The organism is Pseudomonas sp. NBRC 111131, from assembly GCF_001320525.1.
Lineage (GTDB): Bacteria > Pseudomonadota > Gammaproteobacteria > Pseudomonadales > Pseudomonadaceae > Aquipseudomonas > Aquipseudomonas ceruminis.
The window spans coordinates 1-22,671 of the sequence record NZ_BCBH01000006.1; the positions used below are offsets into that span (position 1 = coordinate 1).

At 63.9% G+C, this 22,671-nt stretch carries 23 protein-coding genes; 14 read left to right on the plus strand and 9 right to left on the minus strand.

The genetic code is table 11. The annotated features are described in order from the left end of the window. Positions 1–90: 90 nt before the first annotated feature. The 3 genes from APH34_RS07750 to APH34_RS07760 are packed head-to-tail and all read left to right on the plus strand — an operon-like array spanning position 91 to position 3,644. Positions 91–741, plus strand: a complete 651-nt coding sequence (locus APH34_RS07750; RefSeq protein ID WP_054900604.1) for a paraquat-inducible protein A — start codon at positions 91–93, stop codon at positions 739–741. After that, on the plus strand, positions 728–1,351 hold the full coding sequence (locus APH34_RS07755; protein ID WP_054900605.1) for a paraquat-inducible protein A: 624 nt from the start codon (positions 728–730) through the stop codon (positions 1,349–1,351). Before APH34_RS07750 ends, APH34_RS07755 begins: the two co-directional genes overlap by 14 nt. Then, positions 1,344–3,644, plus strand: a complete 2,301-nt coding sequence (locus APH34_RS07760; RefSeq protein ID WP_054900606.1) for a PqiB family protein — start codon at positions 1,344–1,346, stop codon at positions 3,642–3,644. Before APH34_RS07755 ends, APH34_RS07760 begins: the two co-directional genes overlap by 8 nt. Positions 3,645–3,899: 255 nt before the next feature. Here APH34_RS07760 and rpsT read toward each other — a convergent pair whose 3' ends face one another. Continuing rightward, positions 3,900–4,178, minus strand: coding sequence for a 30S ribosomal protein S20 (gene rpsT / locus APH34_RS07765; protein WP_003247625.1), 279 nt, complete (start codon positions 4,176–4,178; stop codon positions 3,900–3,902). A 250-nt stretch (positions 4,179–4,428) separates the two neighbouring features. Between rpsT and murJ the strand changes: the two genes are divergently transcribed. The 6 genes from murJ (at position 4,429) to ispH (ending at position 11,764) form a co-directional block, all read left to right on the plus strand. Beyond that, on the plus strand, positions 4,429–5,967 hold the full coding sequence (gene murJ / locus APH34_RS07770) for a murein biosynthesis integral membrane protein MurJ (RefSeq protein WP_054900607.1): 1,539 nt from the start codon (positions 4,429–4,431) through the stop codon (positions 5,965–5,967). Between the two features lie 118 nt (positions 5,968–6,085). Next, positions 6,086–7,036 (plus strand): bifunctional riboflavin kinase/FAD synthetase, encoded by a 951-nt coding sequence (gene ribF / locus APH34_RS07775; RefSeq protein WP_054900608.1) that lies wholly within the window; start codon positions 6,086–6,088, stop codon positions 7,034–7,036. Then, complete coding sequence (gene ileS, locus APH34_RS07780; protein WP_054900609.1) at positions 7,033–9,864, plus strand: isoleucine--tRNA ligase; 2,832 nt, start codon at positions 7,033–7,035, stop codon at positions 9,862–9,864. The genes ribF and ileS overlap by 4 nt, the downstream gene beginning before the upstream one ends. Continuing rightward, entirely contained in the window at positions 9,857–10,372 is a 516-nt protein-coding gene (gene lspA / locus APH34_RS07785; protein ID WP_054900610.1) for a signal peptidase II, read from the plus strand. The genes ileS and lspA overlap by 8 nt, the downstream gene beginning before the upstream one ends. Next, positions 10,365–10,802, plus strand: coding sequence for an FKBP-type peptidyl-prolyl cis-trans isomerase (gene fkpB / locus APH34_RS07790; RefSeq protein WP_012316358.1), 438 nt, complete (start codon positions 10,365–10,367; stop codon positions 10,800–10,802). The genes lspA and fkpB overlap by 8 nt, the downstream gene beginning before the upstream one ends. A 14-nt stretch (positions 10,803–10,816) precedes the next feature. Continuing rightward, positions 10,817–11,764, plus strand: coding sequence for a 4-hydroxy-3-methylbut-2-enyl diphosphate reductase (ispH, locus tag APH34_RS07795; RefSeq protein ID WP_054900611.1), 948 nt, complete (start codon positions 10,817–10,819; stop codon positions 11,762–11,764). Here the strand turns inward: ispH and APH34_RS07800 are convergent, their stop codons facing one another. After that, positions 11,765–12,253 carry a GspH/FimT family protein gene (locus APH34_RS07800; protein ID WP_054900612.1) on the minus strand — a complete coding sequence of 163 codons (489 nt, stop codon included), beginning with the start codon at positions 12,251–12,253 and terminating at the stop codon, positions 11,765–11,767. A gap of 108 nt (positions 12,254–12,361) precedes the next feature. Between APH34_RS07800 and APH34_RS07805 the strand changes: the two genes are divergently transcribed. From APH34_RS07805 to thiO, 5 genes are read left to right on the plus strand one after another with little or no spacing between them, the layout of a single operon-like run. Further along, positions 12,362–12,559, plus strand: a complete 198-nt coding sequence (locus APH34_RS07805) for a prepilin-type N-terminal cleavage/methylation domain-containing protein (protein WP_054900613.1) — start codon at positions 12,362–12,364, stop codon at positions 12,557–12,559. Next, positions 12,556–13,203 carry a PilW family protein gene (locus tag APH34_RS07810; RefSeq protein WP_054900614.1) on the plus strand — a complete coding sequence of 216 codons (648 nt, stop codon included), beginning with the start codon at positions 12,556–12,558 and terminating at the stop codon, positions 13,201–13,203. Before APH34_RS07805 ends, APH34_RS07810 begins: the two co-directional genes overlap by 4 nt. Further along, positions 13,200–13,673, plus strand: coding sequence for a hypothetical protein (locus APH34_RS07815; protein WP_054900615.1), 474 nt, complete (start codon positions 13,200–13,202; stop codon positions 13,671–13,673). The genes APH34_RS07810 and APH34_RS07815 overlap by 4 nt, the downstream gene beginning before the upstream one ends. A gap of 1 nt (position 13,674) precedes the next feature. Further along, complete coding sequence (locus APH34_RS07820) at positions 13,675–14,064, plus strand: type IV pilin protein (RefSeq protein WP_054900616.1); 390 nt, start codon at positions 13,675–13,677, stop codon at positions 14,062–14,064. Positions 14,065–14,117: 53 nt separating this feature from the next. Then, positions 14,118–15,215: a glycine oxidase ThiO gene (gene thiO / locus APH34_RS07825; protein WP_054900617.1), complete on the plus strand. Its 1,098-nt coding sequence runs from the start codon at positions 14,118–14,120 to the stop codon at positions 15,213–15,215. 75 nt (positions 15,216–15,290) lie between these two features. Here the strand turns inward: thiO and APH34_RS07830 are convergent, their stop codons facing one another. The 7 genes from APH34_RS07830 to APH34_RS07860 all read right to left on the minus strand — a co-directional run bounded on the left by APH34_RS07830 (position 15,291) and on the right by APH34_RS07860 (position 22,587). Further along, positions 15,291–16,700 (minus strand): amidase, encoded by a 1,410-nt coding sequence (locus tag APH34_RS07830; protein ID WP_054900618.1) that lies wholly within the window; start codon positions 16,698–16,700, stop codon positions 15,291–15,293. Between the two features lies 1 nt (position 16,701). Beyond that, positions 16,702–17,979, minus strand: coding sequence for a Zn-dependent hydrolase (locus APH34_RS07835; RefSeq protein ID WP_054900619.1), 1,278 nt, complete (start codon positions 17,977–17,979; stop codon positions 16,702–16,704). A gap of 13 nt (positions 17,980–17,992) precedes the next feature. Then, the gene (locus APH34_RS07840; RefSeq protein WP_054900620.1) at positions 17,993–18,688 is read right to left on the minus strand and encodes an ABC transporter ATP-binding protein; all 696 of its coding nucleotides are present in this window, start codon (positions 18,686–18,688) and stop codon (positions 17,993–17,995) included. Further along, positions 18,688–19,440, minus strand: coding sequence for an ABC transporter ATP-binding protein (locus APH34_RS07845; protein WP_054900621.1), 753 nt, complete (start codon positions 19,438–19,440; stop codon positions 18,688–18,690). The genes APH34_RS07840 and APH34_RS07845 overlap by 1 nt, the downstream gene beginning before the upstream one ends. Further along, a complete protein-coding gene (locus tag APH34_RS07850) occupies positions 19,440–20,456 on the minus strand; it encodes a branched-chain amino acid ABC transporter permease (RefSeq protein ID WP_054900622.1) in 1,017 nt (338 codons plus the stop codon). The genes APH34_RS07845 and APH34_RS07850 overlap by 1 nt, the downstream gene beginning before the upstream one ends. A 2-nt stretch (positions 20,457–20,458) precedes the next feature. Next, positions 20,459–21,319, minus strand: coding sequence for a branched-chain amino acid ABC transporter permease (locus APH34_RS07855; RefSeq protein ID WP_016713397.1), 861 nt, complete (start codon positions 21,317–21,319; stop codon positions 20,459–20,461). A 65-nt stretch (positions 21,320–21,384) separates the two neighbouring features. Then, positions 21,385–22,587: an ABC transporter substrate-binding protein gene (locus tag APH34_RS07860; protein ID WP_054900623.1), complete on the minus strand. Its 1,203-nt coding sequence runs from the start codon at positions 22,585–22,587 to the stop codon at positions 21,385–21,387. Between the last annotated feature and the right edge of the window lie 84 nt (positions 22,588–22,671).

Sequence of the window (22,671 nt, forward strand, 5' to 3'; positions counted from 1 at the left end):
CCCCGCAGGGCGTGCTCGGTCATTCGTCGTCTCCCACATTTCGAGCTGGAACACTAGAATAGAGCCGACCTACCTATTCAGAATGTCGAGATGCCCGAAACCGAAGCCCTAGAGCAGTTGCCGCTGAATGACTTGGTCGCCTGTCACGAGTGCGACCTGCTGATGCGCAAGCCTGCCCTGCAGCATAACGAAAAAGCCCTTTGCCCCCGCTGTGGTTATGAGCTGTACGCTCATCGTCACAACGTGGTCAATCGCAGCCTGGCCCTGGTGCTCACTGCACTGCTGTTGTTCGTACCTGCGAATTTCCTGCCCATCATGCAGCTGCATCTACTAGGCCAGACCTCGGACGATACTGTCTGGAGCGGCGTGCTGGGCCTGTATGACTCGCAAATGCGCGGCGTCGCCGTCGTGGTGTTTCTGTGCAGCATGGCCATCCCATTGCTCAAACTCCTGTGCCAACTGGCGGTACTGCTGAGCATCCGTCTAGATGTGGGGCGTAGCTATGGGTTGCTGTTGTACCGCATCTATCACCATCTGCGTGACTGGGGCATGCTCGAGGTTTACTTCATGGGCGTGCTGGTGGCCATCGTCAAGCTGGTCGACCTCGCCGAGCTGACGGTGGGGCTTGGCCTGTTCTGTTTCATAAGCCTGTTACTGATCCAGGTTTGGCTAGAGGTAGTGATGTCGCCTCACCAGATCTGGATTGCGTTGTCGGGGGAGGATATCCATGCGGGCGATTGATGCGGGCATTCTGGTCTGCAATGAATGCCACGAACTGAATCGGCAGGAGAGCGGGCACAGCTCGCAGACCTGTACGCGTTGCGGAGCGATCGTCCATGCGCGGCGCCCTAACAGCATCGTGCGCACCTGGGCGCTGCTGATTGCCGCATCCATTCTGTACATCCCGGCCAACGTGCTGCCGATCATGACCGTGAGCACCTTGGGGCAAGGCAGCCCGGACACCATCATGTCCGGGGTCATTACGCTGCTCAAGCATGGCATGGTGCCCATCGCAGCTGTGGTGTTCATCGCCAGTATTCTGGTGCCGACGTTCAAGCTGGTGGGTATCGCATTGCTGCTCTATTCGGTGCAGCGACGCCAGCCGTTGTCTGCGCGGCAGCGAATCCTGATGTACCGCTTCATCGAGTTCATAGGGCGCTGGTCCATGCTGGACATCTTCGTCATCGCTATCTTGGTGGCGGTGGTGAATTTCGGCCGTATTGCCAGTGTCGAAGCCAACCTGGGCGCTATCGCCTTCGCTACTGTGGTGATTCTCACGATGCTCGCTGCTTTAACTTTCGATCCCCGACTGATTTGGGATAACACGGAGTCGGATGACGACCATGAGTGACATGCCAACGGCTAAAACCCGGCCAGCCTCCAATTGGTCGGCCATCTGGATTCTGCCGCTGATCGCGTTGATGATTGGTGGTTGGTTGGCCTGGCAGGCTTACCGCGATGCCGGTGTGGAAATTGAAGTGCGCTTTGAAAGCGGCGAGGGCATCGTCGCCAACAAGACCGAGGTGATCTACAAAGGCATGCCGGTCGGCAAGGTGAAAAGCCTTGTGCTCGATGCCAAGGGGGACACCCAGGGTGTCATCGCCACCATCGAGATGAACAAGGCTGCAGAGTCTCACCTGAACAAGGGCACACGCTTCTGGCTGGTCAAACCCAGCGTCAGCCTTGCCGGCATTTCAGGCCTCGAGACGCTGGTCTCAGGCAACTACATTGCCGTCAGCCCCGGGGAGGGCGAGCGCACCAAGCACTTCACGGCATTGAAGGTGGCCCCGCCGCTGTCGGACAACGAACCGGGCCTGCACCTCACCCTCAAAGCCGAACGACTGGGTTCGCTCAACCGCGACAGCCCTGTGTTCTATAAGCAGATCCAGGTTGGCCGGGTGAAAAGCTATCGTCTGTCCGAGGACCAGAGCACCGTCGAAGTCAAAGTGTTCATCGAGCCGGCCTACGCCAACCTGGTGCGCAAGCACACGCGATTCTGGAATGCCAGTGGCATCAGCATCGACGCCGGGCTGTCCGGCGTGAAGGTACGCAGCGAGTCGTTGTCCAGCATTGTGGCCGGCGGCATCGCGTTCGCCACCCCCGAATACCGCAAGGACAGCCCGCCCACAGACCCAAGCCTGCCATTTCGCCTGTACGAGGATTTTGATGCGGCCCAGGCCGGTATTCGGGTAAAGGTCAAGCTGAGCGACTATGAAGGCCTGCAGGCCGGCCGCACGCCGGTCATGTACAAAGGCATTCAGGTTGGCTCACTGAAAGCCCTGAAGATGGAAGATAACCTCGCCAGTGCCATGGCAGAGCTGACGCTGGACCCACTGACAGAAGATTACCTCGTCGACGGCACGCAGTTCTGGGTGGTCAAGCCTTCGATTTCGTTGGCAGGTATCACAGGCCTGGAAGCGCTGGTCAAGGGTAACTACATCGCCATTCGTCCCGGTGAAAAGGGTGCCACGCCGCAGCGTGAGTTCGAGGCCAGGGCCAAGGCGCCACCGCTGGACCTCAAGGCGCCAGGCCTGCACCTGGTGCTGTTCGCCGATACCCTGGGTTCGCTGGAGGTGGGCAGCCCGGTGATGTACCGCCAGGTCAAGGTCGGTAGCGTACAGAGCTACCAGTTTGCCCGTAACAGCAACCGTATTCTGATTGGCGTGCATATCGAGAAGGAATACGAAAAGCTCGTCAATGGTTCCTCGCGCTTCTGGAATGTCAGCGGTATCACCCTCACCGGTGGCCTGTCGGGCATCAAGATCAAAAGCGAATCGTTGCAAACCCTGATGGCCGGCGGTATCGCCTTCGACACCCCCAGGCCGAACGTGGCGCTCAAGCGCCATATCCCGCGGTTCCGGCTGCTGGAAAGCCAGGAAGCGGTAAACCGCACTGGCACCTTGATCACCATTCGTGTCGACCGTGCTGACGGCCTCAAGCCGGGCACGCCAATCCGCTTCCGTGGCCTGGATGTTGGTGTGATCGAGAGCGTCGACCTGACCAAGGACCTGCAAGCGGTGCTGCTGCGCGCGCGTATAACCGAGTCTGCCGAGCGCATCACCCGGGTGGGCACGCAGTTCTGGGTGGTCAAGCCCGCGCTTGGCCTGGTGCGTACCGAGAACCTCGATACGCTGATTGGCGGGCAGTACCTGGAGGTGCAACCAGCTGCCAAGGACAAAGGCCCGCAGCGTGACTTCATTGCGCTGAACGAGGCGCCTGAAGTCGTCGGCCCGGAAGTAGGGCTGCCATTGACGCTCAGTGCTCCACGCCGTGGTTCGATCAAGCCGGGGGTGCCGGTTACCTACCGTGAGGTTGCCGTGGGCAAGGTGACCGGTTTCGAGCTTGGTCAGACGGCGGACCGCGTGCTGATTCATATCCTTATCGAGCCCCGTTATGCAGCCCTGGTGCGTGGCGGCAGCCGCTTCTGGAACAGCAGCGGCTTCGGTTTCGACTGGGGGCTGTTCAAGGGCGCGACCGTGCGTACCGAATCGTTGGAAACGCTCATCGATGGCGGGATTGCCTTCGCCACGCCCGATGGCGAGCAGATGGGCAACCCGGCGCGGCCGCAGCAGACCTTTGCCTTGTTCGACAAGCCGGAGGATGCCTGGCTGCAGTGGGTGCCGAAGATTCAGATCGCCAAGTAAGTGTGGGCCGCGGTGCGGCCCCATCGCCTTTGGCAAAAGCACGGATAATTGGAGGCGGCCCTGATCTAGAACCACGAGCGTGGGCCAGGGCCTGAGGCAGCGCGGAAGTTGAGCAAGGCAGGCGCTCTCACGGGTCGCCCACCGTACTCGCGCGCTGTGGCGTCGGCTTGCCGCTGATAGCGCCAGAACAGCTACCGCCGAATCGCAGGCATAAAAAAACCGACCCTAGGGTCGGTTTTTTCGACAAAGCGTCGCTTAGGCAGCTGCAGCTTCTTTCAGCGCCTTGATGTGGCCATTCAGACGGCCTTTGTGGCGAGCAGCTTTGTTCTTGTGGATGATGCCTTTATCGGCCATACGGTCGATTACAGGCACAGCCAGAACGTAAGCGGCTTGCGCTTTTTCGGCGTCTTTTGCGTCAATGGCTTTTACTACATTCTTGATGTAGGTGCGGACCATGGAACGCAGGCTGGCGTTGTGGCTGCGACGCTTCTCAGCCTGTTTTGCACGTTTCTTGGCGGAAGGTGTGTTGGCCACCGTCGAGCTCCTCGAAAGACTTTAGGTAAATAGCAAACAAAATAGGCCGCGAATCATGCCGATCACTCGACCGGATGTCAAGGCCACTTGCAGGGTTCCGCCGAGCGGCGCACCAACAGGCGGGAAAGATTCCTTTCTGCTGCACGACCTGTAAACTCGGGAATTTTTGGCTCCCCTGCGAAGGCGCGGGAGTATCGCACATTCGGATGCTGTCTGGCAGCGTCCTCTGCCCTTGGCGTGAATCTTTTCGATGAACCTGCTCAAATCCCTGGCTGCTGTCAGTTCCATCACCATGATTTCCCGGGTGCTGGGCTTCGTACGCGACACCATCCTGGCCCGAGTCTTCGGCGCCGGCATTGCCACCGACGCGTTCTTCATCGCCTTCAAGCTGCCCAACCTGCTGCGGCGGATCTTCGCCGAAGGGGCCTTCTCGCAGGCATTCGTGCCCATCCTTGCCGAATACAAGACCCAGCAAGGCGAGGAGGCGACCCGCACGTTCATCGCCTACGTCAGCGGGCTGCTGACTTTGGTCCTGGCCCTGGTCACGGCAGTCGGCATCCTCGCTGCCCCCTGGGTGGTATGGGCCACCGCGCCGGGCTTTGTCGACAGCACCGAAAAATACGAACTGACCACCGCGCTGTTGCGGGTGACCTTTCCTTATATATTGCTGATTTCGCTGTCGTCCCTGGCCGGGGCGATCCTCAATACCTGGAACCGCTTTTCCGTGCCGGCCTTCACGCCGACGCTGCTGAACGTGGCGATGATCGCCTTTGCGGTGCTGCTCACGCCGTATTTCGACCCACCGATCATGGCCCTCGCCTGGGGCGTGCTGGCCGGTGGCCTGGCCCAGTTGCTGTACCAGCTGCCCGCGCTGAAGAAGATCGGCATGCTCGTGCTGCCCCGCCTGAACGTGCGTGATTCCGGCGTGTGGCGCGTGCTCAAGCAGATGCTGCCGGCCATCCTGGGCGTATCGGTCAGCCAGATTTCACTGATCATCAACACCATCTTCGCCTCGTTCCTGGTGGCCGGCTCCGTGTCGTGGATGTATTACGCAGACCGCCTCATGGAGCTGCCCTCGGGTGTGCTGGGTGTAGCGCTGGGCACCATCCTGCTGCCGACCCTGGCCAAGACCTATGCCAACAAGGACCGCGAGGAGTATTCGCGTATCCTCGACTGGGGCCTGCGCCTGTGCTTTTTGCTGGTACTGCCCTGCACCGTGGCCCTGGCGATCCTCGCCGAACCGCTGACCGTGGCCTTGTTCCAGTACGGCAAGTTCACCGCCACCGACGCGGCGATGACGCAACGCGCGCTGATCGCCTATTCGGTCGGCTTGCTGGCGATCATTCTGGTCAAGGTACTGGCACCGGGCTTCTATGCGCAGCAGAATATCCGTACCCCGGTGCGCATCGCGATCTTCACCCTGGTGTGCACGCAACTGTTCAACCTGGCCCTGATCGGCCCGCTCAAGCACGCCGGCCTGGCCCTGGCGATCAGCCTGGGCGCCTGCCTGAACGCCGGCCTGCTGTTCTGGAAGCTGCGCAGCCAGCAGCTGTTCCAGCCGCAACCGGGCTGGACGGTGTACCTGCTCAAGCTGGTGTTGGCGGTGACGCTGATGGCGGCGGTGTTGTTGGTGGGCATGCACTACCTGCCGGCGTGGGAACAGGGCAACATGCTCCAGCGTTTCCTGCGCCTGGGGGCGTTGATCGTGGCCGGCGTGGTGACGTATTTCGGTTGCCTGTACCTGTGCGGCTTCAGGCCGCGGCATTTCGCCCGCAAGGCGCTGCATTGACGTAGAAGGCGGGTCAGGCGTCGGTTTTTCGTATTCCACGCCACACCCGGGCGCTGCTGCCTGTCACCAGCGCCCGGGTGTGGTTATAATCGGCCACTTTATGAGCAAGAAGCGCGTTATGCAGCTGGTTCGAGGTCTTCACAACCTGCGCCCCGAGCACCGGGGCTGTGTCGCCACCATTGGCAACTTCGACGGGGTTCACCGCGGCCACCAGGCGATCCTGGCGCGTCTGCGCGAGCGCGGTCAGGCACTTGGCCTGCCGACCTGCGTGGTGATCTTCGAGCCGCAACCGCGCGAGTACTTCGCCCCGGACACCGCGCCGGCCCGCCTGGCGCGCTTGCGCGACAAGGTCGAGCTGCTGGCGGGCGAGGGCATCGACCGGGTGCTGTGCCTGGCGTTCAACCAGCGCCTGAGCCAGCTTGGTGCCGATGAGTTCGTCAAGGCCATCCTGGTCGACGGCCTGGGCGTGCGTCACCTTGAAGTGGGCGACGACTTCCGCTTCGGCTGCGACCGCGCTGGCGACTTCGCCTTCCTGGTCGAAGCTGGCAAACAATACGGCTTCACTGTCGAGGCCGCCAACACGGTGATCCAGGACGGTCTACGGGTGAGTAGCACCGAGGTGCGCAAGGCGCTGTCCGCCGGCGACTTCGAATTGGCCGAACACCTGCTGGGTCGCCCCTACCGTATTACAGGGCGCGTCCTGCACGGGCAGAAGCTGGCCCGCCAGCTCGGCACGCCCACCGCCAACATCCAGCTCAAGCGCCGCCGTGTGCCGCTGTCCGGGGTCTACCTGGCCAGCATCGAAATCGACGGCAAGGCCTGGCCAGGTGTCGGTAACATCGGGGTGCGCCCCACCGTGGCCGGCGACGGCCGCCCGCACCTTGAGATACATCTACTGGATTATGCCGGCGATCTGTATGGCCGGCGCCTGACGGTGGAATTCCACCACAAGCTGCGTGAAGAGCAGCGATTCGCCTCCCTGGAGGCGCTGAAGTCGGCGATCGATGCGGATATCGCCGCCGCACGTGCACATTGGCACGCTCAACCGCTAACGAAGAGCCTGAAATGACCGACTACAAAGCCACGCTAAACCTTCCGGACACCGCCTTCCCCATGAAGGCCGGCCTGCCTCAGCGCGAACCGCAGATCCTGCAGCGCTGGGACAGCATTGGCCTGTACCAGAAGCTGCGCGAAATTGGCAAGGATCGTCCAAAGTTCGTCCTGCACGACGGCCCGCCCTACGCCAACGGCAAGATTCACATCGGTCATGCGCTGAACAAGATTCTCAAGGACATGATCGTCCGCTCCAAGACCCTGTCCGGTTTTGACGCCCCGTATGTCCCGGGCTGGGACTGCCACGGGCTGCCGATCGAGCACAAGGTCGAGGTTACCCACGGCAAGCACCTGACGGCCGACCGCACCCGCGAGCTGTGCCGCGAATACGCTGCCGAGCAGATCGAAGGGCAGAAGACCGAGTTCATCCGCCTGGGTGTGCTGGGTGACTGGGACAACCCGTACAAGACCATGAACTTCGCCAACGAGGCCGGTGAAATCCGCGCCCTGGCCGAAATGGTCAAGCAAGGTTTCGTGTTCAAGGGCCTCAAGCCTGTGAACTGGTGCTTCGATTGCGGCTCGGCACTGGCCGAAGCCGAGGTCGAGTACGCCGACAAGAAGTCCCAGACCATCGACGTGGCCTTCCCAGTTGCCGACGAAGGCAAGCTGGCGGCCGCTTTTGGCCTGGAGGCCTTGAGCAAGCCCGCGGCCATCGTGATCTGGACCACCACCCCGTGGACCATCCCCGCCAACCAGGCGCTGAACATCCACCCGGAGTTCAAGTACGCCCTGGTCGACACCGGCGAGCGCCTGCTGGTGCTGGCTGAAGAGCTGGTCGAGGCGTGCCTCAAGCGCTACAACCTGCAAGGCGCGGTCATCGCCACCGCCCAGGGCTCGGCCCTGGAACTGATCAACTTCCGCCATCCATTCTACGATCGCCTGTCGCCCATCTACCTGGCTGACTACGTCGAACTGGGTGCCGGTACCGGTGTGGTTCACTCCTCGCCTGCCTATGGTGAAGACGACTTCATCACCTGCAAGCGCTACGGTATGGTCAACGACGACATCCTCACCCCGGTGCAGAGCAACGGCGTGTATGTCGAGTCGCTGGAGTTCTTCGGCGGCCAGTTCATCTGGAAGGCCAACCCGGCCATCGTCGACAAGCTGAACGAAGTCGGTGCGCTGATGCACACCGAAACCATCAGCCACAGCTACATGCACTGCTGGCGCCACAAGACGCCGCTGATCTACCGTGCCACCGCGCAGTGGTTCGTCGGCATGGACAAGCAGCCCAGCACCGGCGAGCCGCTGCGTGAGCGCGCGCTCAAGGCCATCGAAGACACCAAGTTCGTACCGGCCTGGGGCCAGGCGCGCCTGCATTCGATGATCGCCAACCGCCCTGACTGGTGTATTTCGCGTCAGCGCAACTGGGGGGTGCCGATCCCGTTCTTCCTGCACAAGCAGACCGGCGAACTGCACCCACGTACTGTCGAGCTGATGGAAGCGGTGGCCAAGCGCGTCGAGCAGGAAGGCATCGAGGCCTGGTTCAAGCTGGACGCCGCCGAACTGCTCGGTGACGAAGCCGGCCAGTACGACAAGATTGCCGACACCCTGGACGTGTGGTTCGACTCCGGCACCACCCACTGGCACGTGCTGCGTGGCTCGCACGATATCGGCCACGCCACCGGCCCGCGCGCCGACCTGTACCTGGAAGGCTCCGACCAGCACCGCGGCTGGTTCCACTCGTCCTTGCTGACCGGTTGCGCCATCGACGGCCACGCGCCGTACCGCGAGCTGCTGACCCACGGTTTCACCGTGGACGAGAGCGGCCGCAAGATGTCCAAGTCGCTGGGCAACACCATCGAGCCGGAGAAGGTCAACAACACCCTGGGTGCCGACATCCTGCGCCTGTGGGTGGCCGCCACCGACTACTCCGGTGAAATGGCCGTTTCCGAGCAGATCCTGCAGCGCAGCGCCGATGCTTACCGCCGCATCCGCAACACTGCACGCTTCCTGCTCTCCAACCTGACCGGTTTTGACCCAGCCCGCGACCTGCTGGCCCCGCAGGACATGCTGGCCCTGGACCGCTGGGCGGTGGACCGTACCCTGCTGCTGCAGCGCGAGCTGGAAGAGCACTACGGCGAGTACCGCTTCTGGAACGTCTACTCCAAAGTGCACAACTTCTGCGTGCAGGAGCTGGGCGGCTTCTACCTCGACATCATCAAGGACCGCCAGTACACCACCGGCGCCAACAGTGTCGCGCGCCGTTCCTGCCAGACCGCGCTGTACCACATCAGCGAGGCGCTGGTGCGCTGGATCGCACCGATCCTGGCGTTCACCGCCGACGAAATCTGGCAGTACCTGCCGGGCGAGCGCAACGAGTCGGTGATGCTCAACGGGTGGTACGAAGGCCTGGCCGAATTGCCGGCGGACGCCGAGCTGGACCGCGCCTACTGGGATCGCGTGATGGCGGTCAAGGCAGCGGTCAACAAGGAGCTGGAAAACCAGCGCACCGCCAAGGTCATTGGCGGTAACCTGCAGGCCGAAGTCACCCTGTTCGCCGAAGAAGGCCTGAGCGCCGACCTGGGCAAGCTGGGCGACGAGCTGCGCTTCGTGCTGATCACTTCCGCCGCCAGCGTGGTGCCGTTCGTACAGGCGCCGGCCGATGCCGTGGCCACCGAAGTCGAAGGCCTCAAGCTGAAGGTGGTCAAGTCCGGCCACGCCAAGTGCGGCCGTTGCTGGCACTTCCGCGCCGACGTCGGCAGCCACCCGGAGCACCCGGAAATCTGTGGCCGTTGCGTCGACAACCTGAGCGGCTCCGGCGAGGTGCGCCACTATGCCTAACCCTGTAGCGGGGCGCTTCGGGCGCCTTGCCTGGCTCTGGCTGAGCCTGGTGGTGCTGGTCCTGGACCAGGCCACCAAGCTGTATTTCAACAACGCCTTGAGCATGTACCAGCAGATCGTGGTCATCCCCGACTACTTCAGCTGGACCCTGGCCTACAACACCGGCGCCGCCTTCAGCTTCCTCGCGGACAGCTCCGGTTGGCAGCGCTGGCTGTTCGCCCTGATCGCCGTGGTGGTCAGTGCCGTGCTGGTGGTCTGGCTCAAGCGCCTGGGGCGCGGCGAAACCTGGCTGGCAGTGGCCTTGGCGCTGGTACTGGGCGGTGCGCTGGGCAACCTCTATGACCGTATCGTGCTCGGCCATGTGGTCGACTTCATCCTGGTGCACTGGCAGAACCGTCATTACTTCCCGGCCTTCAACCTGGCCGACAGTGCCATCACCGTTGGTGCGGTGATGCTGGCGCTGGATATGTTCAAGAGCAAGAAGTCCGAGGATCCGGTCCATGACTGACACCCGCATCGGCCAGAACACCGAAGTCACTCTGCACTTCGCGCTGCACCTGGAAAACGGCGACACTGTCGACAGCACGTTCGACAAGGCGCCGGCCACCTTCAAAGTGGGCGACGGTAACCTGCTGCCAGGTTTCGAGGCCGCACTGTTCGGTTTCAAGGCCGGTGACAAACGTACCGTGGTGGTGGCCCCGGAGAACGCGTTCGGCCAGCCCAACCCACAGAACGTGCAGGTCATGCCACGGTCCCAGTTCGAGGGCATGGAACTGTCCGAAGGGCTGCTGATCATCTTCAACGACGCCGCCAACACCGAGCTGCCGGGTGTGGTCAAAGCGTTCGATGACAACCAGGTGACCATTGATTTCAACCACCCATTGGCTGGCAAGACCCTGACCTTCGAGGTGGAGATCCTCGAGGTGAAGGCCCTGTAAGCCTGGAGCCGAGCATGCAAATCAAACTCGCCAACCCCCGCGGCTTCTGCGCGGGGGTGGACCGGGCGATCGAGATCGTCAACCGTGCGCTGGAAGTCTTCGGCCCGCCGATCTATGTGCGCCATGAAGTGGTGCACAACAAGTTCGTGGTCGAAGACCTGCGCAACCGTGGCGCCATTTTCGTCGAAGAGCTGGACCAGGTGCCGGATGACGTCATCGTCATCTTCAGTGCCCACGGTGTTTCCCAGGCCGTGCGCCAGGAGGCTGCTGGCCGGGGCCTGAAGGTGTTCGACGCCACCTGCCCGCTGGTGACCAAGGTCCATATCGAGGTCGCCAAGTACAGCCGCGATGGCCGTGAATGCATCCTCATCGGCCACGCAGGGCACCCGGAAGTCGAAGGCACCATGGGCCAATATGATCCCAGCAATGGTGGCGCCATCTACCTCGTCGAAGACGAGGACGATGTTGCCAACCTGCAGGTACGCGACCCGGACCACCTGGCCTTCGTTACCCAGACCACGCTGTCGATGGATGACACCAGCCGCGTCATCGATGCCCTGCGTGCACGCTTCCCGAACATCGGCGGCCCGCGCAAGGACGACATCTGCTACGCCACCCAGAACCGCCAGGATGCCGTCAAGCAGCTGGCCGGGGAGTGTGATGTGGTGTTGGTGGTGGGCAGCCCGAACAGTTCCAACTCCAACCGCCTGCGCGAACTGGCCGAGCGCATGGGCACACCCGCCTACCTGATCGATGGCGCCGAAGACATGCAGCGAGGCTGGTTCGACGCGGCTGCGCGAATCGGCATCACCGCCGGTGCTTCGGCCCCCGAAGTGTTGGTACGTGGTGTGATCGACCAGCTCAAGGCCTGGGGCGCCACCGGCGCCGAAGAGCTTGACGGGCGCCCGGAGAACATCACGTTCTCCATGCCCAAAGAGCTGCGGGTTCGCTCGCTGCTCTGATCAGCGGCCTGCGCACAGGGCCCTCGGGTCATCAGTGCGCAGGCTCACCCTTCCCGAGCTGCTCAGCACAACTTGATACTGGCTGACCGCAGCGTAGGGCTCGCAGACTTCCAAGGTTGCACCCAGCCAACCATCGTTAGGCCCAAGCGGTACGCCCAGTGCGCTGAATCTCACCTGCGCCCCGGCGTTGCCCGCGATTGTCATTGGCCGTGACAGACGGTGCTCACGCAGCACCTGCTGGTTGCGCTCCAGCATCACTTGCCAGCCTTTGCCCCAATCGCTGTCCAGCGCCCTCACCAGCACCGTCTGGCTTTGCAGCTGGGCGTGGCTGCGTGCGCTGCGTAACGCCTGGGCCAGGTCCCTGGCCGCCGCTGCCCTGTGCAGGTCATCGCTCAACTTCGCATAGGCAGGCATGCCAAGCTGCGTCAGCAGCGCCACCGCCGCCAAGGCAAACATCATTTGTATCAGTGTTACGCCCTGTTGCTTCACCGTGCATTCCTCCCTGGAAGTGCTTGGCTTAGGTTCACCGACGTTGGACACGAGGTCCAGTCGCTCAGGTTCAAGGCAATTGCGGGAAATGTCGCAGGAGGTGCACGGATGCACACGGAACAACGGGGCATGACGCTGCTGGAAGTGCTGTTGGCGCTGACGGTGGTGTCACTGGGTATGTTCGCCGCAGCGGCGCTGCAGCTACAAGCACTGCAGGCCACCGACAGTGCTCGTCGTGAGGGGCAGGCTGCACTGGCCGCGCACACTGAGCACGAGCGGGCCATTGCCATGGGGCAGCAGCTGTGAAGCGCGCCCAAAGCGGCTTCGGCCTGCTCGAAATGACGCTGGCGCTTGCCATCGGATTGATGCTTCTGGCGGCGGCCAGTCAGCTGTTCATCTCTGCCTACCAGAGCTGGCAGCTGCAGAGCGCGGCAACCCGTCTGCAGAATGACGCCCGCCTGGCACTGCTGCGCATGGCCCAGGATATTCGCATGGCTGGGATGTTCGGCTGTTTGCGTCCCGCGCCGGGCGACTTCAAGGACCTGACCGCGCGCCAGGCCTTTGCCGAGCCCTTGCAGGCAGGCCCGAGCAGCCTGAGCCTGGTAGTGGCTGAGCTGCCAGGTTATACCGGCCCACCAGACTGGACGTTGCACACCGACTGCGTGAGTGACGTGCAGGTGCTCAGACAGCGCGATCAAGGTCCTGGGTATGCCCTGGCGTTTCCTGTCAGCCGGCACCGTTATCACCTTCAGGGCACCAGCCTGGTGTTCACGCGGCGCAACAGTTCGCAGAGGCTGGTGGACCACGTGCGTGAAATGCGGGTGGAACAGGTTGAGACGCCGGGCGGGCAGCGGGTGGATGTGCAACTGACGGTGGCCGACCCGGCCCTGAACCTTCACCAGCGCTATGCGCTAAGTGTGGCCCTTCGCAATCCGCTGGCCCTGCCATGAAACGCCAGCGTGGCATGGTGCTGCTGCTGGCGCTGGTATTGAGCCTGCTCCTTGGCCTGCTGGTAGCTTCTGCCGTACGCGACGCGCAGGTTGAGACGCGCATGGCCGGCTACCTGCGCGATGGACTGGTGGCGTTCGAACAGGCAGAGGCGGCGCTGCTGGCCGGGGCAGACGAGCTGCAACGGGCTTCGCCTGCGTTGTGCCGGGCATGCCCACCGCCTCCGCGCCCGCACGAACTGTCAGGCCAATGGCAGCCCACCGAGCGTGGTTATTTCCAGCTCCAGAACCTGGGCGAAACGACCCGCGCCGTTCACATGCTCGAGGATGAGCCGGTCACGCTGTTCAGGGTCACCGCCGTCAGCCTGCAGGCCGAAGCCAGGCAGGTGCTGGAGGCGGTATACGCCGTGCCCGCCGATCAGGCACAAGCGCCCCAGCGCATCCTCTGGCGGCAAATCCCGAGGGAAGACTGACATGCAGCAAGGCCTGAGCCTGATCGAGTTGTTGATTGTCGTGGCCGTCACCGGCATTCTGGCAGCCATTGCCTACCCCAGTTACAGTGACCAGCTCCGGCGAGCCGCACGCAGCGAAGTGGTCGGCCTGCTGCACGATGCGGCCCTGCGCCTGGAGCGCCATCGTCTGCGCAACGGCGAATACGCCGAGGGCGAGTTGGACTTGCCCACCGCCAACCGCCATTACAGCCTCCAAGCCCTGCGCGGCAGCGACACCTTCACGCTGCTCGCGCGGCGCTTGCCGGGTGGCCTGATGGCAGAGGATCGCTGTGGCGATTTCCAGCTCGACCAGGCGGGTGTCCAGAGCAATCCGGGCGCCAGTGAGGCCGTTGAGCGCTGCTGGGGAAGCTGAAGGTTGAATGATGCCCGTGCATCGCGGTTTTACTTCAGGTGTTGGATCGACAGATGAGCAAGCAAGTAGTGGTTGTCGGCGGTGGCGTGATTGGCCTGCTGACGGCGTTCAACCTGGCGGCGAAGGTCGGGCAGGTCGTGGTCTGTGACCAGGGCGAGGTCGGCCGTGAGTCGTCCTGGGCAGGTGGCGGCATTGTCTCGCCGCTGTACCCCTGGCGCTACAGCCCGGCAGTGACTGCCCTGGCGCACTGGTCGCAGGATTTTTACCCGCAGCTGGGCGAGCGCCTGTTCGCCAGCACCGGCATCGACCCGGAAGTCCACACCACTGGTTTGTATTGGCTCGACCTGGATGACGAGGCCGAGGCCTTGGCCTGGGCCGAGCGTGAGCAGCGGCCACTGAGTGCTGTGGATATTTCGGCGGCTTATGACGCGGTACCGGTGCTTGGCCCGGGCTTCCAGCACGCCATCTACATGGCGGGCGTGGCTAATGTGCGCAACCCGCGGCTGGTCAAGTCGCTCAAGGCGGCACTGCAGGCTTTGCCCAACGTGACCCTGCGTGAACACTGCCAAATCACCGGCTTTGTTCAGGATGGCGGGCGGGTTACCGGGGTGCAAACCGCTGACGGCGTGTTGCAGGCCGATGACGCGGTGCTCAGTGCCGGTGCCTGGAGCGGCGACCTGCTACGCACCCTCGGCCTTGAATTGCCCGTCGAGCCGGTCAAAGGCCAGATGATCCTGTTCAAGTGCGCCGAGGACTTCCTGCCGAGCATGGTGCTGGCCAAGGGGCGCTATGCGATCCCACGCCGCGATGGGCATGTTCTGGTGGGCAGCACCCTGGAGCATGCCGGGTACGACAAGACTCCGACCGAAGAGGCGCTGGCCAGCCTGAAGGCTTCGGCGATTGAACTGTTGCCTGAGCTCGAGGGTGCCACGGTGGTGGGGCACTGGGCTGGGTTGCGGCCGGGGTCGCCTGAAGGCGTGCCGTATATTGGGCGGGTGCCGGGGCATGAGGGGCTGTGGTTGAACTGTGGGCATTACCGTAATGGGCTGGTGCTGGCGCCGGCGTCGTGCCAGTTGTTCACTGACCTGCTGACGGGTGCGGAGCCGATCATCGACCCGGCGCCGTATGCCCCGGCCGGGCGTCTGGGCTGAGGTCGCCGGGCCGCTTGGCCGCCCAATCGCCGGCGGTCGGCGATTGGGCGGGTGAGGTAGCAGATCGACCAGCACTCAACCGATGATCGGCGCCTGCAAATGCCGGCTCGGGTAATGCTGCTCATACACCTTGCACACCCGCAGCACCTGTTCATCGGCAAACCGTCCCGCAACCACCTGCAAGCCCACCGGCAACCCCTCCTGGGTAAACCCGCACGGTACTGAAGCCGCAGGTTGCTGGGTCAGATTGAACGGGTAGCTGAACGGCGTCCACTCCATCCACTGTGCCATCCCCGACCCCGGCGGCACGTCATGCCCTGCCTCAAAGGCCACCCGTGGCAGCATCGGCGACACCAGTACGTCATAGCGCTGGTGGAACGCATTCATGCGGGCAATCAGCTCAGCCCGCGCCTCCAACGCCTGGGTGTACGTGTTCAGACTGATCCTTGCCCCCTGTTCGGCAATCCAGCGCAGGCCAGGGTCAAGCTGCGCGCGCTGTTCATCGGTCAGCGCACCGGCCAGCCGCGCCGCGCCAGCGAACCACAGGGTATTGAAGGTCTCTAGCGGGTCGTTGAACCCCGGGTCGACTTCCTCCACCTGTGCCCCTAGCCGCGCCAGACGCTGCACGGCCTGGGCAACCAGTGCCTCAATCTGCGGGTCGACCTGCACGTAGCCGAAGTTGGCGCTGTAGGCGATACGCAGGCCGCTGAGGTCCTGATCCTGGTTCAACCACGGCGCCTGCCTGGCTGCCCCGGCCAGGCCATCACGCGCATCGGGGCGGGCCACACAGCCCAGCATCAGTACCGCGTCGTCGACAGTGCGGGTCATTGGCCCCAGGTGGGACAACACGGTCATGGCGCTGGCCGGCCACTGCGGCACATAGCCGAAGGTGGGCTTGATGCCGAAGGTACCGGTGAAGGCACAGGGGATCCGGATCGAGCCACCGGCGTCACTGCCTTGGTGCAGCACACCGAGGTTCAGCGCGGCTGCAGCGGCCGCGCCACCGGAGGAGCCACCAGCGGTCAGGCGGGTATCCCAGGGGTTGCGGGTAATCCCGTACAACGGGTTGTCGGTCACACCCTTCCAGCCAAACTCCGGTGTGGTGGTCTTGCCCACCAACACCGCGCCCGCCTCGCGCATGAACGCGGTGAACGGCGCATCGACATCCCAGGGGCCAGCGCCGGAGGTGGTAAGCGACCCCTTGCGCGTGGGCATGCCGCGGGTCAGGGTCAGGTCCTTGATCGAGGCCGGTACACCGTCCAGGCGGCCGCAGGGCTCGCCACGCTGCCAGCGCTGCTCGCTGGCGCGGGCCGCCGTGCGGGCACCTTCGCCGTCCACATGGCAGTAGGCATTGACCGCGGGGTTGTGCTGGTCGATGCGGGTGAGTACGTCATCGATCACCTCGACCGGCGACAGCTGGCGGCGTTGATACAGGTCGAGCAGTTCGACGGCGGTGAAGTCGCCGATGGCAGTTTTGCCAGTCATCTCAATGGGCTCCCTGATTGGCGGCCTGGAACATGGCGCGCAGCAGTACGTCGCAACCGTCGGCCAGGTCCTGTGGCGCGGCGTTTTCGATTTCGTTGTGGCTGATGCCACCCTCGCAGGGCACGAAGATCATCCCCGCCGGGCCCAGCTCGGCAAGGAAGATGGCGTCGTGGCCGGCGCCGCTGACGATGTCCATATGGCTCAGGCCCAACGCGCGTGCACCCTGGCGCACGGCATCCACGCACTGCTCGGCAAAGTACAGGGGCGGGAAGTCGGCAGTTGGCGTCAATTCGAAACGCAGCCCATGCTTTGCCGTGCTGGCCTCGATGGCCTGGCGTACCTCGGCAACCATGGTCGCCAGGTGCTCGGGGTCCAGGTGGCGCAGGTCGATGGTCATGTGCACCTGGCCCGGGATGACGTTGCGCGAGCCCGGGTGCAAGGTCAGGCAGCCCACGGTGCCACAGGCATGAGGCTGATGGGCGAGGGCCGCACGGTTGACCGCCGCCACCACTTCAGCGGCGCCCACCAGGGCGTCCTTGCGCAGGTGCATCGGTGTGGGGCCGGCGTGGGCTTCGACGCCGGTCAGCACCAGGTCGAACCACTTCTGCCCCAGGCAACCCTGCACCACGCCGATGGTGGTGCGCTGGTCTTCCAGCACCGGCCCCTGTTCGATGTGCGCTTCGAAGTAGGCGCCTACGGCATGGCCGGTGGGCACACGCGGGCCGGCATAGCCGATCCGTGCCAACTCCGCGCCCACCGACAGGCCCTGGTCATCGACCTTGTCCAGCGTCTCCTGCAGGCCGAACTTACCGGCGAACACGCCCGAGCCCATCATGCACGGGGGGAAGCGCGAGCCTTCTTCGTTGGTCCACACCACCACTTCCAGCGGTGCCTCGGTGGTCAGCTGCAGGTCGTTGAGGGTACGAATCACCTCCAGCCCGGCCATGACCCCGTAGCATCCGTCGAACTTGCCGCCGGTGGGTTGAGTGTCGATATGGCTGCCGGTCATCACCGGTGGTAGCGCCGGGTTACGCCCGGCGCGGCGGGCGAAGATGTTACCGATGGCGTCGACGCTGACCGTGCAACCGGCCTCGGTGCACCAGCGCACGAACAGGTCGCGGGCCTGGCGGTCCAGGTCGGTCAGGGCCAGGCGGCATACGCCACCCTTGGCGGTGGCGCCCAGCTGGGCCAGGTCCATCAGCGATTGCCAGAGGCGCTCGCGGCTGACCAGTGCGCCCTGGCCAAGCCGGTGCTGCGAGGGATCGATGCGGGTGTTCATGGGCATTCTCCTTTCAGGCGCTCAGGGCCAGGTAGCGGTTCTTGATGCTGGGGTCGTCGCGGAACTGCGCGGCGCTGCCCTGGTAGGCCACACGGCCTTGTTCGAGTACGTAATGGCGGTCGGCGAGGGCGTCGCAGACCATCAGGTTCTGTTCCACCAGCAGGATCGACAGGCCTTCTTCCTTGATCCGTCGCAGGATCTTCACCAGCTCATCGACAATCACCGGGGCCAGGCCCTCGGTGGGCTCGTCGAGGATCAGCAGCTTGGGGTCGTTGAGCAGGGCACGGGCGATGGCCAGCATCTGCTGTTCGCCGCCTGACAGGGCAAAGCCACCGTTGCGCCGGCGCTCCTTGAGCCGCGGGAACATGGCGTAGACATCCTCCAGTTGCCAGCGGCTGTCCTTGCGCACGGCAATCTTCAGGTTTTCCTCGACGCTGAGCTGGCGAAAGATGCCGCGGTGTTCGGGCACCAAGGCGATGCCTTGGCGGGCGATATCGAAGATTTCCCGGCCCACCAACTGCTGGCCGTTGAAGCTGATCTGCCCTTGGCGCGGGCGGACGATGCCGAGGATGCTGCGCAGGGTGGTGGTCTTGCCGGCACCGTTGCGCCCCAGCAGGGTCACCAGCTCCCCAGCGCCCACCTGCAGCGACACGCCTTCGAGCACGTGGCTCTTGTCGTAGTAGGAATGGATCGATTCGACGTTGAGCATCAGGCGGCCTCTCCAAGGTAGGCGGTGCGTACGCGCTCGTCGTTGCGCACCTGGTCCGGGGTGCCCTCGACCAGGATCTGGCCGTGGCTCATGACGGTGATGCGTTGGCTGATCGACATGACGATGCTCATGTTGTGCTCGATCAGCAGCACGGTGTGGTCCCGGCCCAGGTCGCTGATGAGGTCGGTCATCACCGGGATGTCATCGATGCCCATGCCCGAAGTGGGTTCGTCGAGCATCAGCAGGGCCGGTTTGGCGCAGATCGACATGCCCACCTCCAGCACCCGCTGCTGGCCGTGCGACAACTCGCCGGCCAGGGTGTCGGCGCGGGCTGTCAGCTTGAGGCGCTCCAGCACCTGGTCGGCGGTGTTCCAGTGGCTGCGCTTGTGCTCCACGCTGCGCCAGAAGTTCAGCGCGCCCAGGCCATCACGGCCCTGCGCTGCCAGGCGCAGGTTTTCGCGCACCGAGAGGTTCTGGAACAGGCTGGTGAGCTGGAACGACCGCGCCATGCCCAGGGCCACACGGCCGTGGGACGGCTTGCGGATGATGTCCTGGCCGTTGAAGAGGATGTGCCCGGCGGTGGCCTGGCGCTCGCCGGTCAGGCAGTGGAACAGGCTGGTCTTGCCGGCACCGTTGGGGCCGATGACGGTGTGGATGGTGCCGGCGCGCACTTTCAGGTCAACGCCGGCCACCGCCTTGAACGGCCCGTAGGCCAGTTCCAGGTGGCGGGTTTCCAGGAGGTAGTCGCTCATCACAAGGTCTCCTTGGTTTTGGCAGGGGTCTTGTCGTTGCCCGTGCGGGATGGCCGCAGACGCTTGCCCAGTTCGGCCAGCCCGCCCCACAGGCCGCCACGCATGAACACCACCACCAGGATCAGGATCGCCCCCAGCAGCATCAGCCAGCGAGGCCAAAGCTCCGACAGCACATCGCCCAGTACCACGATGGCGCCGGCGCCCAGCAGCGAACCGAACAGCGAGCCCGTACCGCCGACAATGGTCATGATCAGGATGTTCTCGCTCATCATCAGGTCGATGTTCGACAGCGGCGCGAAGTGCAGCAGCATCGCGTACAGCGCCCCGGCGATGCCGGTGATGGCGCCCGACAGCATGAACACCAGGATCTTGAAGTGGCGGGTGTCGTAGCCAATGGCGGCGGCGCGGGTTTCGTTTTCGCGGATCGCCAGCAGGGTGCTGCCGAAGGGCGAGCGGATTACCCGCAGCGCGCCAGCGAAAATCAGCAGGAACAGAACCGCGACGAACACATAGAAGTGCCGAGGGTCGGCCAGGTCGACCAGCACATGGCCGGCGATTTCGATGTTCGGCCGCGGTACGTCGAGCAGGCCGTTGTCACCGCCCGTCCAGCCGCTGAGGGTATAGGCCAGGAAGTACGCCATCTGGCTGAAGGCCAAGGTCAGCATGACGAAGTAGATGCCCGTGCGGCGGATCGCCAAGGCGCCCACCAGCAGCGCCAGAAAGGCACCGAACACCGCCGCGCCAAGCAGGGCGCTGAACATGCCCCACTGCAGGTGGATCATCAGCAGCGCCGCGCCATAGGCACCCACCCCGAAGAAGATGCCTTGGCCAAACGACAGCAGGCCGGTGTAGCCAAGCAGCAGGTTGCAGGCCAGCGCCGCCAGGGCAAAGATCAGGATCTCGGTGGCCAAGGTGGCCGATGGCAGGATCAGCGGCAGCGCCACCAGGCTGGCGAGCACCAGCAGCAGCAGGGCAGGGGTGCGGCCCTTCACGGGCAATGGATTTCTCTCGCTCATCGTCATGCTCTCCCGAACAGGCCATAGGGGCGGACCAGGATCACCGCGGCCATGGCGCCGTAGATCATCAGGCTGGCGCCTTGCGGCCAGAGGCTGGTCATCATGCTTTGCACCACACCCACCAGCAGCCCGCCAACCAGCGCGCCGCCGAACGAGCCCATGCCACCGATCACCACCACCACGAAGGCGATGCCGAGGATCTCCGGGCCCACGAATGGCTGGGCGCCCCGCAGCGGCGCGAACAGCACGCCGGCCACGCCGGCCAGGCCAACGCCCAGGGCGAACGTCAGGGAGAACAGGCGGAAGATATTGGTGCCCAACAGCGAGACGGTTTCGGTGCTTTCGCTGCCGGCGCGTACCAGGGCGCCGAAGCGGGTGCGCTCCAGCAGCAGCCACAGGCCCAGGCCGATGAGGGCGGCGAAACCGATCAGGAACAGGCGGTAGTACGGGTAGATGAAGTCACCGAGGATCAACACGCCACGCAGCTCTGGCGGCACGGCGATGTTCTTGCCCACCGGGCCCCAGATCAGCACCGAGGCTTCCTGGATGATCAGCGCGATACCCAGGGTGACGAGGATCTGGAAGGTGTGTGGCAAGTGGTAGATGCGCTTGATCAACAGGCGCTCTACCGCCCAGGCCAGTGCTGCCACCACCAGCGGCGCGATCAGCAGCGCCAGCCAGAAGTTGCCGGTGATTGCTACGGCGGTGTAGCACAGGTAGGCGCCGAGCAAAAAGAACGCACCGTGGGCGAAATTGACGAAGTTGAGCAGGCCGAAAATGATCGTCAGGCCGACGGCGATGAGGAAATAGATCATCCCCAGGCCCAGGCCGTTGAGCAGTTGGAACAGGTACAAATCGAGCATGAGTGTGCCCTCGACAGCACGCGGGGCGGCTGCCTGTACGAGTGGTTTTGACTAACGCCGCGGCTTCAGGCCAGGGCGCAACCGGTGTGGTCGACTTCGACGAACGAGCGGCCGGCGCTGATGACTTCGGCCAGGTCGTCTTCGTCGCGCATCTGCCCTTGGGGCTTGCCGCGCAACAGGTAGTAGTCCTTCAGTACCTGATGGTCGCCGGGGCGGATCAGCTCGTCGCCGGTCGGGCCCTGGAAGCGCATGCCCTGCAAGGCCGCGGACACGCTGGCGCCGTCCAGGGTGCCGGCCTTGTTGATGGCTTCAAGCATGACCTTGGTGCCGATGTAGTCGGCCGCCAGCGGGTAGTTGGGGTTGATGCCGTAGGCCTTCTGGGTGGCCGCGACCAGTTGCTTGTTTAGTGGGGTGTCGACCTGGTGCCAGTACTGTGCGCCCAGGTACACGCCTTCGAGCACGTCGCTGCCCAGCTCTTGGAACTGGTCGAGGCCGGCCGACCACACCAACAGCACTTTCATGCGGTCCTTGATGCCGAAGTTCACCGCCTGGCGCAGGGCGTTGGACGACTGGCTGCCAAAGTTGAGCAGCACCAGCACGTCGGGCTTGGCGGCGATGGCGTTGGTCAGGTAACCGGAGAACTCCTGCTCCTGCAGCGAGTGGTAGCTGTTGCCGATGTGTTCCACACCGAACTCGGCGAAGACCTTGCGCGCGTTGTCCAGCAGCGCATCGCCGAACACGTATTGTGGGGTAATGGTGTACCAGCGCTTGGCCTGCGGCAGCTGGCGGATCATCGGCACTAGCGTTTCACGGATGGCGCCATAGGTGGGGACCGACCAGCGGAAGGTCGAGGTGTTGCAGTCCTTGCCGGTGATTTCGTCAGCGCCCACCGGTGTCATGAACACACCGCCGGCCTTGTGGATCTCCTTGGACACTGCCAGCGCCGAGGATGACAGGGTGCACCCCTGGAAAAAGCGTGCGCCGTCCTGGCCGATGGCTTCCTGCACCTTGCGCACGGCCTTGCCGGCGTTGCCTTCGGTGTCGATGACTTTGTACTTGAGCGGGTGGCCGAGCACTTGTGGGTATTCGGCGATGGCCAGGCGCGAACCCATGTCGGCATATTTGCCGTAGCTGGCAAAGGCGCCAGACATGGATTTGAGCCCATAGAAGGTCAGCGGTTCGTCGGCGAATGCCCGGTGCGCTCCCAGCGGGAGGCTACCTAAGGCACCCAGGGCAAGGCCTGCCTTGAGCAGGGTACGTCTTTGCATGAGTAACTCCTTGGTTGTGGTTATTAGGCAGGAGTGGCAATGACAAAGCGGTGCGGCCGGGCCTGTGTGCAGGCCTCTGTCCAG